Annotated in this window: 15 protein-coding genes; 11 read left to right on the top strand and 4 right to left on the bottom strand. The window is 72.3% G+C overall.

The genetic code is table 11. The annotated features are described in order from the left end of the window. Positions 1 to 843, bottom strand: an 843-nt coding sequence (locus VF330_RS39630; RefSeq protein WP_330856895.1) for a cyclase family protein, incomplete at its 3' end; no start/stop codon positions are given. A gap of 121 nt (positions 844 to 964) precedes the next feature. Between VF330_RS39630 and VF330_RS39635 the strand changes: the two genes are divergently transcribed. Then, on the top strand, positions 965 to 2,917 hold the full coding sequence (locus tag VF330_RS39635) for an ATP-binding protein (protein WP_330856896.1): 1,953 nt from the start codon (positions 965 to 967) through the stop codon (positions 2,915 to 2,917). Here VF330_RS39635 and VF330_RS39640 read toward each other — a convergent pair. The 3 genes from VF330_RS39640 to VF330_RS39650 all read right to left on the bottom strand — a co-directional run bounded on the left by VF330_RS39640 (position 2,907) and on the right by VF330_RS39650 (position 5,938). Then, complete coding sequence (locus VF330_RS39640; protein WP_330856897.1) at positions 2,907 to 3,614, bottom strand: CPBP family intramembrane glutamic endopeptidase; 708 nt, start codon at positions 3,612 to 3,614, stop codon at positions 2,907 to 2,909. The genes VF330_RS39635 and VF330_RS39640 overlap by 11 nt on opposite strands. 82 nt (positions 3,615 to 3,696) lie before the next feature. Further along, positions 3,697 to 5,175 (bottom strand): glutamate--tRNA ligase, encoded by a 1,479-nt coding sequence (gene gltX, locus VF330_RS39645; RefSeq protein WP_330856898.1) that lies wholly within the window; start codon positions 5,173 to 5,175, stop codon positions 3,697 to 3,699. Positions 5,176 to 5,323: 148 nt separating this feature from the next. Beyond that, positions 5,324 to 5,938: a helix-turn-helix transcriptional regulator gene (locus VF330_RS39650; RefSeq protein ID WP_330856899.1), complete on the bottom strand. Its 615-nt coding sequence runs from the start codon at positions 5,936 to 5,938 to the stop codon at positions 5,324 to 5,326. Between the two features lie 317 nt (positions 5,939 to 6,255). Here VF330_RS39650 and VF330_RS39655 point away from each other — a divergent pair, with 317 nt between their 5' ends. The 10 genes from VF330_RS39655 to VF330_RS39700 all read left to right on the top strand — a co-directional run bounded on the left by VF330_RS39655 (position 6,256) and on the right by VF330_RS39700 (position 17,533). Then, complete coding sequence (locus VF330_RS39655) at positions 6,256 to 7,395, top strand: homocitrate synthase/isopropylmalate synthase family protein (protein WP_330856900.1); 1,140 nt, start codon at positions 6,256 to 6,258, stop codon at positions 7,393 to 7,395. Beyond that, positions 7,395 to 8,807, top strand: coding sequence for a 3-isopropylmalate dehydratase large subunit (gene leuC / locus VF330_RS39660; RefSeq protein WP_330856901.1), 1,413 nt, complete (start codon positions 7,395 to 7,397; stop codon positions 8,805 to 8,807). The genes VF330_RS39655 and leuC overlap by 1 nt, the downstream gene beginning before the upstream one ends. Further along, positions 8,804 to 9,430, top strand: coding sequence for a 3-isopropylmalate dehydratase small subunit (gene leuD / locus VF330_RS39665; protein WP_330856902.1), 627 nt, complete (start codon positions 8,804 to 8,806; stop codon positions 9,428 to 9,430). Before leuC ends, leuD begins: the two co-directional genes overlap by 4 nt. Then, positions 9,427 to 10,455 carry an isocitrate/isopropylmalate dehydrogenase family protein gene (locus tag VF330_RS39670; protein WP_330856903.1) on the top strand — a complete coding sequence of 343 codons (1,029 nt, stop codon included), beginning with the start codon at positions 9,427 to 9,429 and terminating at the stop codon, positions 10,453 to 10,455. The genes leuD and VF330_RS39670 overlap by 4 nt, the downstream gene beginning before the upstream one ends. Positions 10,456 to 10,509: 54 nt before the next feature. Then, positions 10,510 to 11,694: a cytochrome P450 gene (locus VF330_RS39675; protein WP_330856904.1), complete on the top strand. Its 1,185-nt coding sequence runs from the start codon at positions 10,510 to 10,512 to the stop codon at positions 11,692 to 11,694. A gap of 113 nt (positions 11,695 to 11,807) precedes the next feature. Next, the gene (locus VF330_RS39680) at positions 11,808 to 13,037 is read left to right on the top strand and encodes an MFS transporter (RefSeq protein ID WP_330856905.1); all 1,230 of its coding nucleotides are present in this window, start codon (positions 11,808 to 11,810) and stop codon (positions 13,035 to 13,037) included. A 314-nt stretch (positions 13,038 to 13,351) separates the two neighbouring features. Continuing rightward, complete coding sequence (locus VF330_RS39685) at positions 13,352 to 14,095, top strand: TauD/TfdA family dioxygenase (protein WP_330856906.1); 744 nt, start codon at positions 13,352 to 13,354, stop codon at positions 14,093 to 14,095. A gap of 39 nt (positions 14,096 to 14,134) precedes the next feature. Continuing rightward, complete coding sequence (locus VF330_RS39690; RefSeq protein WP_330856907.1) at positions 14,135 to 15,709, top strand: pyridoxal phosphate-dependent aminotransferase; 1,575 nt, start codon at positions 14,135 to 14,137, stop codon at positions 15,707 to 15,709. Further along, positions 15,702 to 16,490, top strand: coding sequence for a BtpA/SgcQ family protein (locus VF330_RS39695; RefSeq protein WP_330856908.1), 789 nt, complete (start codon positions 15,702 to 15,704; stop codon positions 16,488 to 16,490). Before VF330_RS39690 ends, VF330_RS39695 begins: the two co-directional genes overlap by 8 nt. Next, positions 16,487 to 17,533, top strand: coding sequence for an SIS domain-containing protein (locus VF330_RS39700; protein WP_330856909.1), 1,047 nt, complete (start codon positions 16,487 to 16,489; stop codon positions 17,531 to 17,533). Before VF330_RS39695 ends, VF330_RS39700 begins: the two co-directional genes overlap by 4 nt. The last annotated feature ends 12 nt before the right edge of the window (positions 17,534 to 17,545 follow it).

The following is a 17,545-nucleotide window of genomic DNA, read 5'->3' on the forward strand; positions in this document are numbered from 1 at the left end:
GCCGAGGATGCGCGGAACCGCGGCCACGAACAGGAACGTGCACCGGCCCTGCTCCTCGCAGACCGCGACGAGCTCCTCGGCCTGGGCACCGTCGACCAGCACGAGACCCAGCCGCAGGAGCCCCAACCGGTGCAGCGCGCCCGGGACGTCGCCCTGAAGAGGCGGAGACGCGTCGCCGATGTCGCCGGCGTAGAGGGAGATGCCGCGCTCGTGCATCCACCGGACCGCGCCCGAGGTCATCCCCGGCAGCGCGCGGCCGTGGTCGGGAACGCGGTCCCAGCCCGCCCGCACCACCAGCGCATCGCCCTGCTCCACCACGACGCCCGCCCGTGCCGCCGCGGCCTCCAGGTCGTCCGCCGTGACGCCGTGCCCGTCGGGCAGCTTGCCGCCGGGGGCCAGGTCGAGCAGCACGCCCCTGGTCACGATCCCGCCGGCGAACACGTCCGCGGCGCCGTGCGTCACGCCCGCGGGCCCGGAGCTCCGCGCCTGCGCGATCCCGGGGTAGACCTGGCCGTCGGCCACCATGTGCGACACCGCGTCCAGGTGGGTGACCTCGGGGTGGTGCGTCGTGACGAGCATCAGCTCGGCCATCGCCATCGGCGGCGCCCCGGTGAACGACATGATGGTCTGCACGCCGGTGGTCGTGGCCTGAAGAGCGGCCATCGGGCCGCCCATGAGCGGCGCGGTCGGGGTCTTGCGGGCCAGCGAGACCGACAACCCCGTGCGCACCTGCGCGGCACCGCGGGCGCGGGCCTCGGCGGTGATCAGGTTGACGGTGCCGAGCTGGTCCGCGTCGCCCCAACGCCCCCAGTTGCTGGGGAACTCGGCAGGGCTCTGGTCCATGGTGGACATCCTTCGGTCTTCGGACAGGACTTCACGGAGATCGTCACCGCGCCCGGCCGCGGCCGACAGCCCATCCGCTGCCCAGAACCGGTGGGCACCGGACCCGGCTACTGTCGGGAGCATGCCCTCACTCGGACACACCTTGCGGGAGCTGCGGCGGTCGTCCTTCACCGGCCGCGACGACGAGGTCGCCCTGTTCCGCGACGCGCTGGGCGGTCCGGGGCTGGTCTTCGTGCACGGGCCGGGCGGGGTGGGCAAGAGCGCGCTGCTCGACGTGTTCGCCGACCTGGCCGCCGGGAAGGGCTTCGACGTGGTCCGGGTGGACGCCCGCCACCTGGCCCTGGGGCGGGGAGCGCTGCCCGTTCCCGGCGACGGCGCGCCGACGGTGCTGCTGGTCGACACCTACGAGCTGCTGGAGCCGGTCGACGACTGGGTCCGCGACCACTACCTGCCGTCGTTGCCGGAGTCCTGCCTGGTGGTGATCGCCGGGCGGAGGGGCCCCGGGCCGCGGTGGCGCGCGGACCCCGCCTGGCGGTCGTTGACGCGCGGCGTCGAGCTCGGCAACCTGTCGCCGCGCGAGGGACTCGCCCACCTGCGTTCCCAGGACGTTCCCGAGGAGTCGCACGAGCGGTTGCTGAAGATCAGCCGCGGCCACCCCCTCACCCTGTCGATGGTGGTGGACGCCGTGCGCCGCGGTGCCGAGCCGCGGAGCCTGTCGGACCTGCCCGGCGTGGTGGGCGGGCTGCTGGCGCAGATCGTCGGCGAGGTGCCGAGCGCACGGCACCGCACCGCGCTGGAGGTGTGCGCGCTGGTGCTCGTCACGAACGAGGACCTGCTGCGCTCGCTGGCCGGCGACGACACCGGTGAGCTGTTCGCCTGGCTGCGCGGGCAGGTGTTCGTCGCCGAGTCCCCCTACGGCCTGCACCCGCACGACGTCGTCCGCGACGCCGTCGTCGCCGACCTGCGCTGGCGCGACCCCGCCCGGTACGCGGACCTCTACCGCAGGAAGCTCGCCGTGTTCCACGACCAGGTCCGGGCGACGGCCACCGAACGCGAGCGGCTCGACCTGATGGTGATGACGGTCGTGCTGAACGGCTCCCGTTCCCGGTACGCCGCACTGGCCTCGCTGCCGCCGACCATGGGCGTCCGGGCCGACGAGCTGCACGACGGCGACCGGGAGGCGGTCGTCGCCATGACCGCCCGGTGGCAGGGGCGGGAGCAGGCCGGCCTGGTGGCGCACTGGTTGCACCGCCAAGCCGGAGCTTTCCGCGTCTTCCGCGACGAGTCCGGTGCGGTGCGCGGGTACGGCGCGTGCCTGGACCTGTCCGCGTCCGACACGGGTGTGGACCCCGGTGCCGACGCGATGTGGCGGCACGCGTCGGAACACGGACCGCCACGCACGGGCGAACGGGTCCGCGCCTGGCGCTTCTTCCTCGACCGCGACCACGGCCAGGGTCCGTCCCCGTCGCTGACGCTGTTCCTCGCCTGGCAGATGCTGGAGATCATCCTGCTCGACGACGACACGGCGTGGAGCCTCGTGGGCGCGTTCGGCGACGGCGAGCTGTGGACTCCCGCGCTGGAGTCGTTGGGGTTCCAGGCGGTTTCGGGCTACACCACCCCCGACGGGACGCGGTTCCCGGTGTTCGCCCAGGACTGGCGCCGGACCGACGTCGAGGAGTACACGGACCTGTTGCACGCCAACCAGATCAGCGGATCGGCACGAGCTCCGGCCGAGCCGGTGCTGTCGCGGCCGGAGTTCGCCGACGCCGTCCGCTCCGCCCTGCGCGGCCTGCACGACCCGGTGCTGCTCCGGTCGAACCCCCTGCTGCGGTCCCGGATCGTCCGGCAGCGAGGACGCACCCCCACCGAGGCCTTGCGGGAAGTGCTCGACGACGCCGTCACGGCGCTCAAGCCCGAGTTCGGGGTGCTGCTCGACCGCACGTTCCTGCGGCCGGTCGGCGTCCAGGAGCGCGTCGCGGAGTCGCTGCACCTGTCGTTCAACACCTACCGGCGGCACCGGGACAAGGCGGTCGCGCAGCTGACCGAGGTGCTGTGGGACCGGGTCAGGAGGTGAGGAGGAAGCCGATGTTGCTCAGGCTGTTGTAGACGACGTGGACGACGACCCCCGGCCAGACGGAACCGGTGCGGCGCAGGAGAGTCGCGTTGACGAGGCCGACGACGAAGGCCAGCGGCAGGATCAGGTTGAGGCCGTGGACGAGCGCGAAGACGACGGCGCTGAGCACGACACCGGCCCACACCCCGTACCGCATCAACGAGTTCGCGACGACGCCGCGGAAGAACAGCTCCTCGCCCAGCCCGGTCAGGCCGCCGCCGAGGACGATCGTCACCGCGAGCGAGAGCACGCCCGCACCGGCCGCCGCCTGGTAGTCGCCCTGCGGGGTGTCGTTGCCGAAGACGGCGATGTAGCCGAGCGCGACGACCTGGTTGACCCAGTAGACGCCCGCGGCCACCACGATGCCGGCGAGGACCCACTTCCAGCTGATCCTCCGGATGCCGAACGGCGCCAGGGCGCGCAGGCGCACCCCGGCCGCGACCGCGAAGGCGACCACACCGGCCGCCCCGGAGACGAAGTAGCTGACGTACCCGCGCACCTGCCCCTGGTCGGCCGGGATGCCGTCGATCCACCAGATGCCGAGCGCCAGCGCGAGGGCGTAGGCCACGCCGCCGGCGCCGAGCTCGAGCAGGCCCGGCGCCGGCCGAGCGCCGGGAGAGGGGACGGGACGAGCGGTGTGACCGGGTGAGCTGACCATGTCGGAACTCCGGTGGGATAGCAGTGGCGAGCGGTAGGTACACCGTACCGCACAGTGTGCGGCACACTGTACCTACCGTCGTTCACCGACTCCCGGAGACGACCGGCGTGTGCTCGGAGGACGTCTCGAGGAAGTGCTCGATCCGGCTCAGGCTGTTCTCCCGGCCCAGCAGCACCAGCGACTCGTACAGCGGCAGCGTCACCCGCCGGCCGGTGATGCTCAGGCGCACCGCGGTCAGCGCGGCGCGCACGAAGTCGGGGTCCTCACCGAGCCCCTCCTTCAGCCGGGCCTGGAGCGCGTCCTCGGTCCAGTCCGAGGCGCCCGAGAGGATCTCGGCGGCGGCGCGCAACGCCGTCCGGTCCACCCGGGACGCGATCCCCTCGGCCAGGGGATCGACGGAGTCGTTGGGCTGGAACAGGAACGCGACGAGGTTGGCCGCCTCGTCCAGGTTCCTCGCCCGCTCCCGGACGAGCGGCACGGCGCGACGCAGCAGTTCCTCCTGCCGAGCACTCAGGTGCCGGGGAAGCATCCCGGCGGCGAACGAACGGAGGGCGGCGGTGAGCCCGTCGACGTCGAGCGCCCGCAGGTGGGCGGTGTTGAGCGAGGCGGCCTTCTTGGTGTCGAGCTTCACCGGCCGCGGCTTGATGCGGCGCGGGTCGAACGCCTCGACCAGGTCCGCCGGGGAGAAGACCTCGCCGGCGCTCGGGTGGGTCCAGCCGATGGAGGCCAGGTAGTTGACCACCGCCGCGGGCAGGAAGCCCCGGTCCCGGTAACCGAGCACCGCGGCCTCCGGGACCGCGCGGGACAGCGGGCGGCCCTGCTGGTCCAGCACCGAGGAGATGTGGCCGAAGCGGGGCGTGAACCGGGCCACGCCAAGGCGTTCCAGCGCGCTGTAGGTGGCCAGCTGCCGCGGGACCGACGCCAGCAGGTTCTCGCCGCGCAGGATGTGGGTGATCCCCATGAGCGCGTCGTCGACCGGGTTGGCCAGTGTGAACGTCGGGTCGCCGTTGGCGCGCACCACGACGGGGTCCGGGGTGGCGTCGAACGAGAGCTCCACCCGCCCCCGGACCAGGTCGTCGAACTCGATCCCGGCCGAGGGCATGCGCAGCCTCAGCACGGGCACGCGTCCTTCGGCGCGGAAGGCCGCCCTGCGGGCGTCAGAGAGGTCGCGGTCCGCGTTGTCGTAGCCCTTGCGCGGGTCCCTGCCCGCCGCGCGGTTGCGCTGCTCGACCTCCTCCGGGGTGGAGAACGACTCGTACACCTCACCGGCGGCCAGCAGCCGCCGGGCGACGTCGAGGTGGATCGGGCGGCGCTCGCTCTGCAGGTACGGCCCGTTCGGCCCGCCCACGTCCGGTCCCTCGTCCCAGTCCAGCCCCAGCCACCGCAGGACCTCCAGCAGCGGCTCGTAGTACTCCCGCTGCCCGCGGGCCAGGTCGGTGTCCTCGATGCGCAGCACGAACCGCCCGCCGTGGTGGCGGGCGAGGGCCCAGTTGTAGACCGCCGCCCGGATCAGCCCGATGCTGGGCGGCCCGATCGGCGAGGGGTTGAAGGTGGTGCGCACCTGCCGCGTGAACTCCTCTGCCGCGGCATGCGGAACCTGGCCCACTTGTTTCCCCGTCCTGTTCGCCGACGAAAGACGCGGGAAAAGCTAACAGCGAGCCGGAGTGCCGGCGGTAATCGCGCGGAAATCCTTCGGAAAGTCGGTGGCGCTATTCGTTCCACGCGTTCGCCAGAACGGCACCGCCCGGCCGCGCGACATAACCGAACTCCATCGCGTTCACCACCATCTCGACCTTCGTCGCGGCGTTGAGCTTCTCGCGGATGCGGCGGGCGTAGGTGCCCACGGTGGCCTCCGACAGCCCCATCCTGCGGGCGACCTGCCGGTAGGTCAGCCCGTCGCCGATGTGCCGCATGGTCTCGATCTCGCGGCGGCTGAGCGGAGCACCCCGCTGCGGCTGGGCGTGCCCGGCCCGGCCCGTCACGACCTCGGCGGCCAGCCGGTGCAGGGCGGCGACCAGGTCCGCGACCTCCGCGTCGTGCTCGACCACCAGGTGAGCGCCCGTCTCCGCGACGAACGCGCCGGTCGCGGGGTCGGCGGCGGACGCCAGGAGCAGCACCTTGCTCGTCCTGGCCAGCCGGGCGACCGTCGCGGCGGGCGGCGGCGGACCCAGCGGGTCGTTCTCGACGACGACCAGGTCGATCGGCTCGGCGGCGACGAGGGCCTCGACCGACTCCACCGACTCGACCACGCGGAACCCGTTCTCCGCGGCCGCGGCCCAGACGGCGCCCGCCCGCACCAGCGGGTGCCGCGCGGCGATCGCCACGGTGCACAACTGGCCTTTCCTGCCATGCCACCCGTGATCGACGGGATTGACGGACGCGGTCACCGTCGGCCCTCCTTTGCGGTGCCCAACACGTGTGCCCACCACTGTCCACGGGCCTGTTCCCCATACGGTCCTCCTTCATGACCGCGCGCGTTCCCACATTCACAGGCGCATTTGTCAAGTCATGGTTCATGTGACTTCCCGGAATGCGGTACAGAGCGATCCACTGCTCCCATGCCCCAGCGCCCGGTTGGCGCGCGACACGAACAGGAGCGGTGATGAGTCCTATCGGAAAGCGGGGTTCACGCAGGATCTCGGTGTTCGACACGACACTGCGCGACGGTGAGCAGGCTCCCGGCAACGCGATGTCCCCGCAGACCAAGCTGGAGCTCGCGCTGGCCATCGAGGCGCTCGGCGTGGACGTCATCGAGGTCGGCTTCCCCAACTCCAGCCCGAGTGACGCCGCGGCGCTGCAGCTGGTGTCGCAGGCGTTGACGACCGCCCGGTTCTGCTCGCTCGCACGGGCCAACCGCGCGGACATCGAGGCCGCCGTCACCGCCGGCGGGACCGACCGCCACCAGGTCGAGATCATGGTCACCGGCAGCGAGCTCCACATGGAGCACAAGCGCGGGATCACGCGCGCCGAGAACCTGGCCGAGACCGAGTTCGCCATCGGGCTCGCGCGGTCGCTGGGAGTCCGCGACATCTCGCTGGGTCTGGAGGACGCGAGCCGCGGGTCGGACGACCTGCTGCGCGCCCTGATCGAGACCGGCCTGTCCGAAGGGGCCTCCACCGTCGTGCTGGCCGACACGACCGGGCACATGGTGCCCGGCGAGTTCGGCGAGATGACCGCCAAGGTCCGTTCGTGGATCCCCGACGACGTGGTGCTGAGCGTCCACTGCCACGACGACATGGGGTTGTCGCTGGCGAACGCGCTCGCCGCGGTCGAGGCCGGCGCCGACGAGGTGCAGGCGACGGTGGCCGGCATCGGCGAACGCGCGGGCAACACGCCGTTGGAGGAGCTCGCGGCGGTGCTCACCTACAAGGGGCACCTCTACGACGCGCACACGACCATCGAGACCGCCGGGCTGCACGAGGTGTTCCAGACCCTGTCCCGCAAGATCGGCCTGGCCCCGCCGCGCAACAAGGCCATCTTCGGCGACAACGTGTTCAGCACCCTGGCCGGCATCCACCAGGCAGGCATGCTGCGCAACCCGGTCACCTACGAGTACGTCGAGCCGGAGCGGTTCGGCCAGCAGCGGCGGATCCTGGTCGGCAGGCACTCCGGGCGCGCCGTGCTGCGGCACGTGTTCGACGAGCTGGGCCTGCCGTGGGACCAGGAGCTGGGGCAGAAGGTGTACGAGGAGCACATCGCCTGCCGCTCGGACGGCGACTACATCTCCGTCGCGGAGCTGACGCACGTGCTGAGGACGACGGTGACGGCGGCGGCGATCTGATGTCCCGGCCGAGGACCGTCATCGACAAGATCTGGGACGAGCACGTCGTCTGCTCCGACGACAAGGGCGACCTGCTCTACATCGACATGCACCTCGTGCACGAAGTCACGTCGCCGCAGGCGTTCGACGGCATCGAGCACGAGGGACGGCGGGTGCGCCGCCCCGACCTGACCCTCGCCGTCGAGGACCACAACGTGCCGACGGACAGCCTGCTGATCCGCGACCCCATGGGCAGCGCCCAGGTCGAACGGCTGCGCGAGAACTGCTCCCGCCACGGCATCGAGCACTTCGCCCACGGCGACGACCGGCAGGGCGTGGTCCACGTGGTCGCCCCGGAGCTGGGTCTCGTGCAACCGGGCATGTCGGTGGTGTGCGGCGACAGCCACACGTCCACGCACGGGGCGTTGGGCGCGCTGGCTTTCGGCGTGGGCACCAGCGACGTCGAACACGTGCTGGCCACGCAGACGTTGCGGCTCGCCAAGCCCGCGACCATGGCCGTGGAGTTCGTCGGCACGCTGCCGGCCGCCGTGTCGCCGAAGGACCTGGTGATGGCGCTGATCGCGGAGATCGGCGCGAACGGCGCGAACGGCCACGTCATCGAGTACCGCGGCCCCGTGCTGCGCGAGATCTCGATGGAGGGCCGGATGTCGATCTGCAACATGGCCGTCGAGGCCGGTGCGCGCGCCGGTCTCGTGGCGCCGGACGAGGTGACCGCGGAGTACCTGCGCGGCAGGCCCGCCGCGCCCAAGGGCGACCTGTGGGACCAGGCCGTGGCCGCCTGGGAGGACCTGCGCACCGACGAAGGCGCCACGTTCGACAAGACCGTCCGGATCGACGTCACCACCCTGACCCCGTTCGCCACGTGGGGCACCAACCCGGGACAGGCCGCGCAGCTCGGCGACGGCGTCGTTCCCGACCCGGCCTCGATCGCCGATCCCGGCGAGCGGGCCGCCGCGCAGCGGGCGCTCGAGTACATGGACCTCGCACCGGGAACGAAGCTGCGCGACATCAAGATCGACACCGTGTTCCTGGGCTCCTGCACCAACGGCCGCATCGAGGACCTGCGGGCGGCGGCGGGCGTGCTCGACGGCCGCCGGCTGGCGTCCGGGGTCCGCATGATCGTCGTGCCGGGCAGCATGCAGGTGCGCAAGCAGGCCGAGCAGGAGGGCCTGCACGAGGTCTTCACCGCGGCCGGCGCCCAGTGGCGGCTGTCGGGGTGCTCGATGTGCCTGGGCATGAACACCGACCGGCTCACCGGCCCCGCCCGCGTGGCGTCCACCTCCAACCGCAACTACGAACGCAGGCAGGGCGATCACGCGCGCACGCACCTGGTCTCCCCCTCGACCGCGGCGGCCACCGCCGTGGCCGGGCACCTCGCCGCTCCCCACGACCTGGACGGAGGCACCGCGTGAGCACGACGCCGTTCACCGTCCACACCGGACGGGTGATGACCCTCCGGCGCGACGACGTCGACACGGACCAGATCATCCCCGCCGAGTTCTGCAAGCGGCTCACCAAGCACGGCTACGAGGACGGCCTGTTCGCCGGGTGGCGCGGCAAGCCGGGGTTCCCGCTCGACCAGCCGCACCTGCGGGAGTCGACGGTGCTGGTCGCCGGCAGCAACTTCGGCACCGGCAGCTCCCGCGAACACGCCGTGTGGGCCCTGCGCGACTGGGGTTTCAAGGCCGTCGTCGCCTCCAGCTTCGGCGACATCTTCCGCCGCAACGCGCTCACCAACGGCCTGCTGCCGATCGCACTGTCCAAAGAGGACGTCGCCGGGCTGTCGGCGGCGGCGGAGGCCGATCCCGGGCTGCTCGTGACGATCGACCTGGTGGAGCGCGAGCTGCGCGCCGACGGCGTGCGCCGGAGCTTCGACGTCGACGAACGCGCCCGCCACCTGCTGCTCCACGGGCTGGACGACATCGGGCTCACCGAGCAGCAGGACGAGCACATCGCGCGGTACGAGCAGACCCGCAGGCCGTGGTTCCCCTCGCTTCGCCCGGGCTGCCTGTCGGGACAGGACGTGCGCGCATGACCGTCATCTCGGTGCTCCCCGGTGACGGCATCGGTCCCGAGGTCGTGCCGGTCGCTCTCGACGTGCTCGGCGACCTGGGCCTCGGCCTGGAGTTCGACGTCCTCGACCACGTGCACGCCGGCGCCTACCTCGACTCCGGCACCGCACTGACCGACCACGACGTCGAGCGGATCAGGCGCAGCGACGCCGCTCTGTTCGGCGCGATCGGCGACCCGAAGGTCACCAGCCCCGACTACGCCAGGGGTGTGCTGCTGCGACTGCGGTTCGAGCTCGACCTCTACGTCAACCACCGCCCGGTCAGGCTGCCGGCGGCACGGCTGAGCCCGCTCAAGGACGCCGAGCGGGGCGCCATCGACTGCGTGGTGGTCCGCGAGAACAGCGAGGGCCTCTACGCGGGGATCGGCGGCACGCTCCGGCAGCTGACCTCGCACGAGGTCGCGCTCGACGTCGAGGTCAACACCCACAGCGGGGTGTCGCGGATCCTCGACTACGCGTTCGGCATCGCCCGCTCCGAGGTCTGCATGGTCGACAAGTCGAACGCCGTGCCGAACGGCGGGCAGCTCTGGCAGCGCTGCTGGGCGGACGCCCGCCGGCGCCACCCGGACCTCGGCACGCGGCACCTGTACGTCGACGCCGCCGCCATGCGGCTGGTGTCCGACCCCGCCGGGTTCGACGTGATCGTCACCAACAACTCCTACGGCGACATCCTCAGCGACCTCGCCGCCGAACTGGGCGGCGGCATCGGCATCGCGACGTCGGTGAACCTGAACCCGGACACCGGGTTCGGCCTCTACGAGCCGGTGCACGGCAGCGCGCCCGACCTCGCGGGACGCGGTGTCGCCAACCCCGTCGCGGCGGTCCTGTGCGCGGCTCTGATGCTCGACAACCTGGGCCACGCGGCCGAGGCCGAGGCGGTGCGGGCCGCGGTGGCGCGCACGGTGACCGCGGGGCGGTGCACAGCCGACCTCGGCGGATCGCTCGGCACACGGGACGCCGGCGCGGCGATCCGGGCCGAGCTCCGCTGACGACCGAGCCGCATTTCTCCTTGTGCACCAACACTTCCTGAGGAGCACATCCCGATGACCGCGTCTTCCACCACCGCGAGCAGCGCCGTCACGCAGCTGCCCGACGACTACGTCCAGAACCCGCACGAGGTGCACGACCTGCTCCGCTCCGAGGGACCCGTGCGGGAGGTCCGCATGCCGCACGGGCTCAAGGTGTGGTTCGTGACCCGGTACGACGAGGTGAAGACCGCCCTGACCGCGCCGGGGATCAGCAAGAAGGTCGTGGGCCGCGTGCGCCACGACGCGCTGACCGAGCACATCGTGTTCATGGACCCGCCGCACCACACCCGGCTGCGCAAGCTCGTCACGAAGCCGTTCACCACCCGCCGCGTCGAGCTGATGCGCCCGCGGGTGGAGGAGATCACGGCCGAGCTGATCGCGAAGTTCGCCGACGGCGACGTGATCGACCTGCTGGAGGACTTCGCGGTCCCGTTGCCGGTCACCGTCATCTGCGAGGTGCTCGGCATCCCGCTCGCCCACCGCGACGACTTCCGCGAGTGGTCCAACCAGCTGCTCAACCACGGCACGGAGGAGGAGGTGCAGGCGGCCACCGCGGGCATGGCGGACTTCCTGCACGAGCACGTCCGCACGGTGCGGGCCGCCGAGCCGGACGACACGTTCTTCTCCGCGCTCGTGCACGCCACCGAGTCCGGTGATCAGCTGACCACCGAAGAGCTCGTCTCGATGGCGTTCCTGCTGCTCGTCGCGGGCCACGAGACGACGGTCAACCTCATCGGCAACGCGGTGCTGGCGCTGCTGCGCAACCCCGGCCAGCTCCAGATCCTCAGGGACCGCCCGGAGCTCATCCCCGCGAGCACGGACGAGTTCCTCCGGCTGGAGGGGCCGATCAACATCGCGTCCTTCCGCTACACCACGGAACCGCTCGAACTGGGCGGCGTCACGGTGCCCGCGGGCGAGCTGCTGATGGTGTCGCTGCTGGCGGCCAACCGGGACCCGGAGCGCTACGAGAACCCGGACCGGCTGGACGTGACGCGGTCCGCGCAGGGACACGTCGGCTTCGGCCACGGCATCCACTTCTGCCTGGGCGCCCCGCTGGCCCGGCTGGAGTTCGACGTCGCGCTGACCCAGCTGCTCGCCCGGTTCCCGAACTTGGCGCTCGCCGCCGAGCCGGAGACGCTCGTGTGGCGGGACAGCACGCTGATCCGCGGCCTGCACACGCTGCCGGTGCGCCTCGCCTGAGCCTTTCACGAACCGCGGCGCAGCCGTGAAAAGAAAAGGGTAACCACGGGGGCACGCACCGGATTACCGCGCGATTCCCGGCCGGCGATCGGCGACGATTAGCATCGAGCGACATGTTCAGGCAATTCGCCGTACCCGCGGGCGCGCCTCGCCGGCTGGTGCTGGCCAGTCTGCTGATGACCGCGGGCAACGGCGCTTTCATGACCTGCTCGGCCCTCTACTTCACGCGGGTGGGGGGCCTTTCTCCCGCCCAGCTCGGGCTCGGGCTGACCATCGCGGGTGCGCTGGGCCTGTTCGCGGGGGTGCCGCTCGGGCACCTGGCGGACCGCCTCGGCCCCCGCGAGGTCGCCGTCGCGCTGGTCGCGCTGAACGGCGTGGCCGCCGCCGGCTACCTGTTCGTGCGCGGCTTCTGGGCGTTCGTGGTGGTGGCGGGTGTGTTCGTGGTGGCGGAACGCGGTTCGCGCGCGGCCATCCAGGCGCTCACCGCGGGCCTGCTCGAAGGCGACGAGCTGGTGCGGATCCGCGCCGTGGTGCGGTCGGTGAACAACGTCGGCGTCGCCGTCGGCGCCCTCGTCGCCGGACTCGCCCTCCAGATCGGCACGACCGGGCCGTTGTCCGCGGTGCTGGTGCTGGACGCCCTGAGCTTCTTCTGCTCGGCCGCGGTGCTGGCACGGGTGCGCGCGGTCGCCCCCGCTGCCGCGTCCGCCGAGGGCCCGCCCTCGCTCTCCGTTCTGCGCGACGGACCGTTCGCGCTGTTCACCGCGTTAAGCGGGGTGCTCGCGCTGCACACCGTGCTGCTGGAGATCGCGGTGCCGCTGTGGATCGTGACGCACACCGACGCGCCGACGGCGATGGTGACCGCGCTGTTCCTGGTGAACACGGTCAGCGTGGCGCTGTTCCAGGTCCGCGTCGCGACCCGCGTCGACACCCTGGACCGCGCGGTGAAGGCGTCCCGGCTGGCCGGTCTCGCGCTCCTCGGCGCGTGCGCCCTGTTCGCCACGTCCTCCACCGGGTCCGCGGTCTTCGCCGCCCTCGCCCTGGTCGCCGCCGGCCTCGTCCACGTGTGGGCGGAGATGCTCGCCTCCGCGGCCGCGTGGACGATCAGCTACACCCTCGCCCCCGCCTCCCGCCAGGGCCAGTACCAGGGCTTCTTCTTCACCGGGTACGCCGCGTCGGTGATGGTCGCGCCGACGGCGCTGACGTTGCTGCTCATCCAGTGGGGCGCGCCGGGGTGGTGGGTGCTGGGCGGGCTGTTCGTGGCCGCCAGCCTGGCGATGGGACCGGTGGTGGCGTGGGCCCGGCGGGTCGGAGCGCGCCACGAATCCAGCGTCGCGGCAGCTTGAGCCGGTGTTCGACGCGCAATTCCACATCTCAATTACCTCGTGATTGACGCCGCCGCGCGCAATTACCCACCGATGTGCGCGCAGGGTGACACGGCGCTGTCATTCACCAAACACCGCCGGTAATGTCGGACGGGTCGAAGATCTTCTCGAAATGCGCACCGGCATCAATGCGGAGTCGCGCACACCCACCCTCGTCCCGTCCGGGAGGAAAAGTGCGAACCGGCGTATTCGCGGAGAAGGAATCCCATGTCCACGTCGCTGCACGGCGGACATTGCTGGACTCCTCGGTACCTCTGCCCGAACCTCTCGGCGGCGTGGCCGCCACCGCCGGCGGATCCCCCGGTGACGTCGCCGACGTCGTCCGGGCGGAGCTCCGGCAGCACGGCGCGGCCGTGGTGGAGCTGGCGGACACCCTGTCGGACGAGGACTTCCGCGCGTTCGGCGCGCACCTCGGCGACGCGATGCCGGAGATCGCACCCGCCGTGCAGCCGTTTGTCACCGACGGGGTGATCCTCAACCTCGTCACCCGGCACGCGCACACCGCGGACACCTCGTTGCAGCCGTTCGCGGAGAACTCCCTGTCACTGCACTCGGAAGGCAGCGGCCGCACCGCCGGGGAGCAACCGCGCTACATCGTGCTGATGTGCGAGGACCCCGGTGCCGACCCGGCGTCAGCCCAGACCGTGCTGGTGTCCATGTCCGTTGTCCTGCAACGGCTTTCGGCGGAGGACCGGGCCGTGCTGTCGCGCACGCGGTACGCCGACCTGCCCGCCGGGGAGACGATCCTGCGCGAGCACGAAGGCCGCGAGGTGTTCGCGTTCCGGGACTTCCTCCACGACGAGCTCAAGTGGGTCAACGAGGGCGACGACGGCGACGACGCCGTCGACCGCGCCCTGCAAGCACTTCTGGCCGGCATGTACGAGTCGGGTGCCTCCGGCGTGCTCTGGCGCCGCGGCCTGCTCGTGGTCATCGACAACACGTACTTCTTCCACGGCAGGACGGCCGGTGTGTCGTCCCCGGCGCACCCGCGCCACCTCAAGCGCCTGCGTCTCCGCTGACCTGCCCCGTCCCGGATCCGTGCAGAAACGGAGACCACCATGCCCCTGTTCTCCCACGTCCCCGGCCCTCGGCAGCTCACCGTCCCCGGCGAGGCCCGTGCCGCCGCGGCACTCGCCCCCTCGGCCGGCCAGGACCTGGACGTCTTCCACCCCGGTGTCGACGAACGGCTGCTGGACGTCGTCAACCGCGCCCGCGACCCGCGTGACCCGTTCGAGCTGCGCGACCTCTGGCTGAGCCGGGTCGAGTGCGAGCTCGGACCGCACTCGACGCGTCCCGAGCTCGCTCGCCAGTGGCGGCGGTCCCGGCCGCGCCGCGACGTCGGCGCCGACGAGGTGCTGTCCTCGCGCGCGGTCGTGCGGTTCGTCAAGGAGCTGTTCAACTGGTACTTCCGCGACGACCTCTACGGCGAGCTGGCGGACGACCGGCAGCTGCTGCTCTCCAGCGGCTCGGTCGACGAGGAGCGGTGGGGACTGCCGGGCGTGCTGAAGGAGTGCCTGCGGTTCGCGCTGGAACGCGACTGGTACGGCTACTCCGACTCGCGCGGCCGGATCCCGGCGCGGCAGGCCATCGCCGCGTACGAGAACGCCTTGATGGAGCGGGACGTCTACGACGAGAGCAACGTCGCGATCACGCTCGGCGGCACCTTCTCCGTGAGCACGCTGGCGGACTTCGTGCTGTCCGGCCCGGCGGCCGGCGGGCGGGAGGTGCTGTGCGGCATCCCGAACTACCCGCCCCTGGTCGAGGCCATGGCGCGCCGCGGTGACGTGCGGATGGTCCCGTTGCCGAGCACCGCGGGCCGGATGTCGTTGGAGCCGTTGATCCAGGCGCTCACGCCCCGGACGTCGATGGTGCTGCTCCAGACCGCCGCGAACCCGACCGGCGCGCTCGTCGACGAGGACGAGCTGGCCCGGCTGATCCACGCCGCCGGGCCGGGCACGACCGTCCTGCTCGACGAGTGCCACGAGTGGCTCGGCCCGCAGCGGGTGCGGTCGGCGGCCCGCGCGGCGCGCAACGTGGTCCGCGTCTCCAGCCTCTCCAAGAACTTCTCGGCGCCGGGGCTCAAGACCGGCTGGATGATGGCCGACCGCGAGTTCATCGCCGAGTACTACGAGCACGCGTCCACGATGTTCGGCGGCCCCGCGTCGTTCGTCTACACCGTCGTGGAGGTCCTGGCCCGGCTGGAACGCTGGCGGCTCACCGGCCTGGACGCGCCGGGGCCGGCCGAGGTCGCCGAGTTCGAGCCCGGCTACGGGCTGACGGTCGGCAGCCTCGGCAGGGCCTACCGCAGCTATGTGCGCGAGCGCAACGACCGCGAGGACGTGCTGAGCACCCTGCGTTCCGCGGCCTGCCACCGGTTCGCGGAGGTGTCGAGGGTGACCGTGCCCGCGTACTCGATCAACATGGCGGTCCGGCTCCCCGAGTGGGACGACAGCTACCGGTGCTTCCGGGACCTGTTGCGCGAGACCGGGGTCTCGGTCTACCCGGGCATCCTCAACTTCTGCTTCTCCGGTTCCGTGGTGCGCGTGACGACGGCGCGGCCGTGGTCGGACCTCGACGCCGCGAGCGACCGGCTGCGCCTGGTCACCGGAGTCCGGCAGGCCGCCGATGCCTGACCAGCACAAGCGCGTTCTCGGGATGATCCACCTCCAGCCGCTGCCGGGCACGCCGTTCCACGAGCCCGGCAGCCTCGACCGGATCGTGGCGACCGCCGTGCGGTCGGCGAAGGCGCTGGAGAACGGCGGCGCGGACGGCTGCCTGGTGCAGACCGTCGACCGCGTCTACTCCGTGGAGGACGAGGCCGATCCCGCTCGCATCGCCGCGATGGCCCTGGTCGTGGCGGCGGTCGTCGCCGCGACGGGCGACGGGTTCCGGACCGGGGTGCAGATCATGCGCAACGCCGTGTCCGCGTCGCTCGCGGTGGCCGCTGTCGCCGGGGGCGCCTTCGTGCGGGTCGGCGCGCTCGTCGGGGAGACGCGGTCGCAGCAGGGTGTCGTGCGCGCGGACCCGCTGGCCTTCGCCACCTACCGCAAGGCCATCGACGCGACCGGCGTCGAGGTCGTCGCGGACGTCGACACCATGCACTACTCCTGGCTCGGCGGCGGGAAGTCGGCCGGCGAGGTGGCCAGGGCGGCGCGCACCGCCGGTGCCGACGCCGTGGCCGTCAGCGATCCCGACGAGGAGACCGCGCTGAGCAAGATCGAGTCGGTCCGCGCCTGCGCGCCCGGCCTGCCCGTGCTGCTCGCGGGGCACACCGACCACCGCAACGCGGCCAAGCTGCTGCGCGCCGCCGACGGGGCGTTCGTCGGCTCGTGCCTGGAAAGCGGCGGCTGGGGCGGCGAGATCGACGAACGCCGGGTCGCCGAGTACACCGCGGTCGTGCGGGGCCTGTCGTGACCGGGACCGCCGGTCTCGTGCGCCAAGCCGGGCAGCTGGCCGGGGACGTGGGCGACCTCGTCCCCGCGCTGGCGGAGCAGCTGACCACCCCGTTCCCCGGCCTGCGGCAGGTGCTGCTCGTCGGCAACGGCGACTCGCACCACGCGGGCGTCGCCGCCGAGCACGCGTTCACCGCGGTCGCCGGGGTGCGCTGCCGCGCGGTGCCGGCCCAGCGCTTCGCCGACTACCCCGGCACGCACCGGCTCGACGCCCGCACGATCGTCGTCGGCACCTCCGCGTCCGGCGGCAGTCCCCGAGTGGTCGAAGCGCTCGAACGAGCGGCGGCACTGGGCGCGAGCACGCTGGCCGTCACCGGAAACCCCGGCAGTGCCGTCGACGAAGGTGCGCAGCACCGCCTGCACGCCGAGCCGAAGGCCCTCGAACGCGGTCCCGGAGTGCGGACGCACCAGGCGAGCCTGCTGGCCCTGCTGGTGCTGTCCATCCACATCGGACGGTCGCGCGCGGTGCTCGACGCGGCCGCGGCCCGCAGGCTCTTGGACGAGCTGACGGCCACCGCCGACCACATCGCCGGCACCCTCGACCTGGTCTCGCCGGGCTGCCGGGCGATCGCGCCCGAGGTGGCGTCGGCGACCGCGCGCTTCCTGCTCGGCGCGGGACCGGGTCTCGGCACCGCCGGCTACGCGGCGGCGAAGCTCGTCGAGGCCGCGGGCGTGCCGAGCACCGCCCAGGACTTCGAGGAGTGGTGGCACGTCGAACGGTTCTGCCGTCCCACCGACCTGCCGGTGTTCCTGGTCGCCACCCCCGGCAGGGCCGCGGACCGCGCGACCGCGCTGGCCGCCCGCGCGACGGCGGCCGGACGACGGATCGTCCTGGTCGGCGGTACTTCTCCCCTGCCGGACGTCTGGGCGGGACTGCCCGTGGCGGACGGTGTGCGCGAGGAGTTCTCGCCGCTCGTCCACTCGGTGTTCGCGCCCCTGCTCGCGGCCGAGGTGGCCGATCACCTGGGCCGCCAACCGTTCCACGGCGACCTCCGCACCACGTGACCCCCACGAAGG

It is taken from the genome of Lentzea sp. (assembly GCF_036380075.1).
Lineage (GTDB): Bacteria > Actinomycetota > Actinomycetes > Mycobacteriales > Pseudonocardiaceae > Lentzea.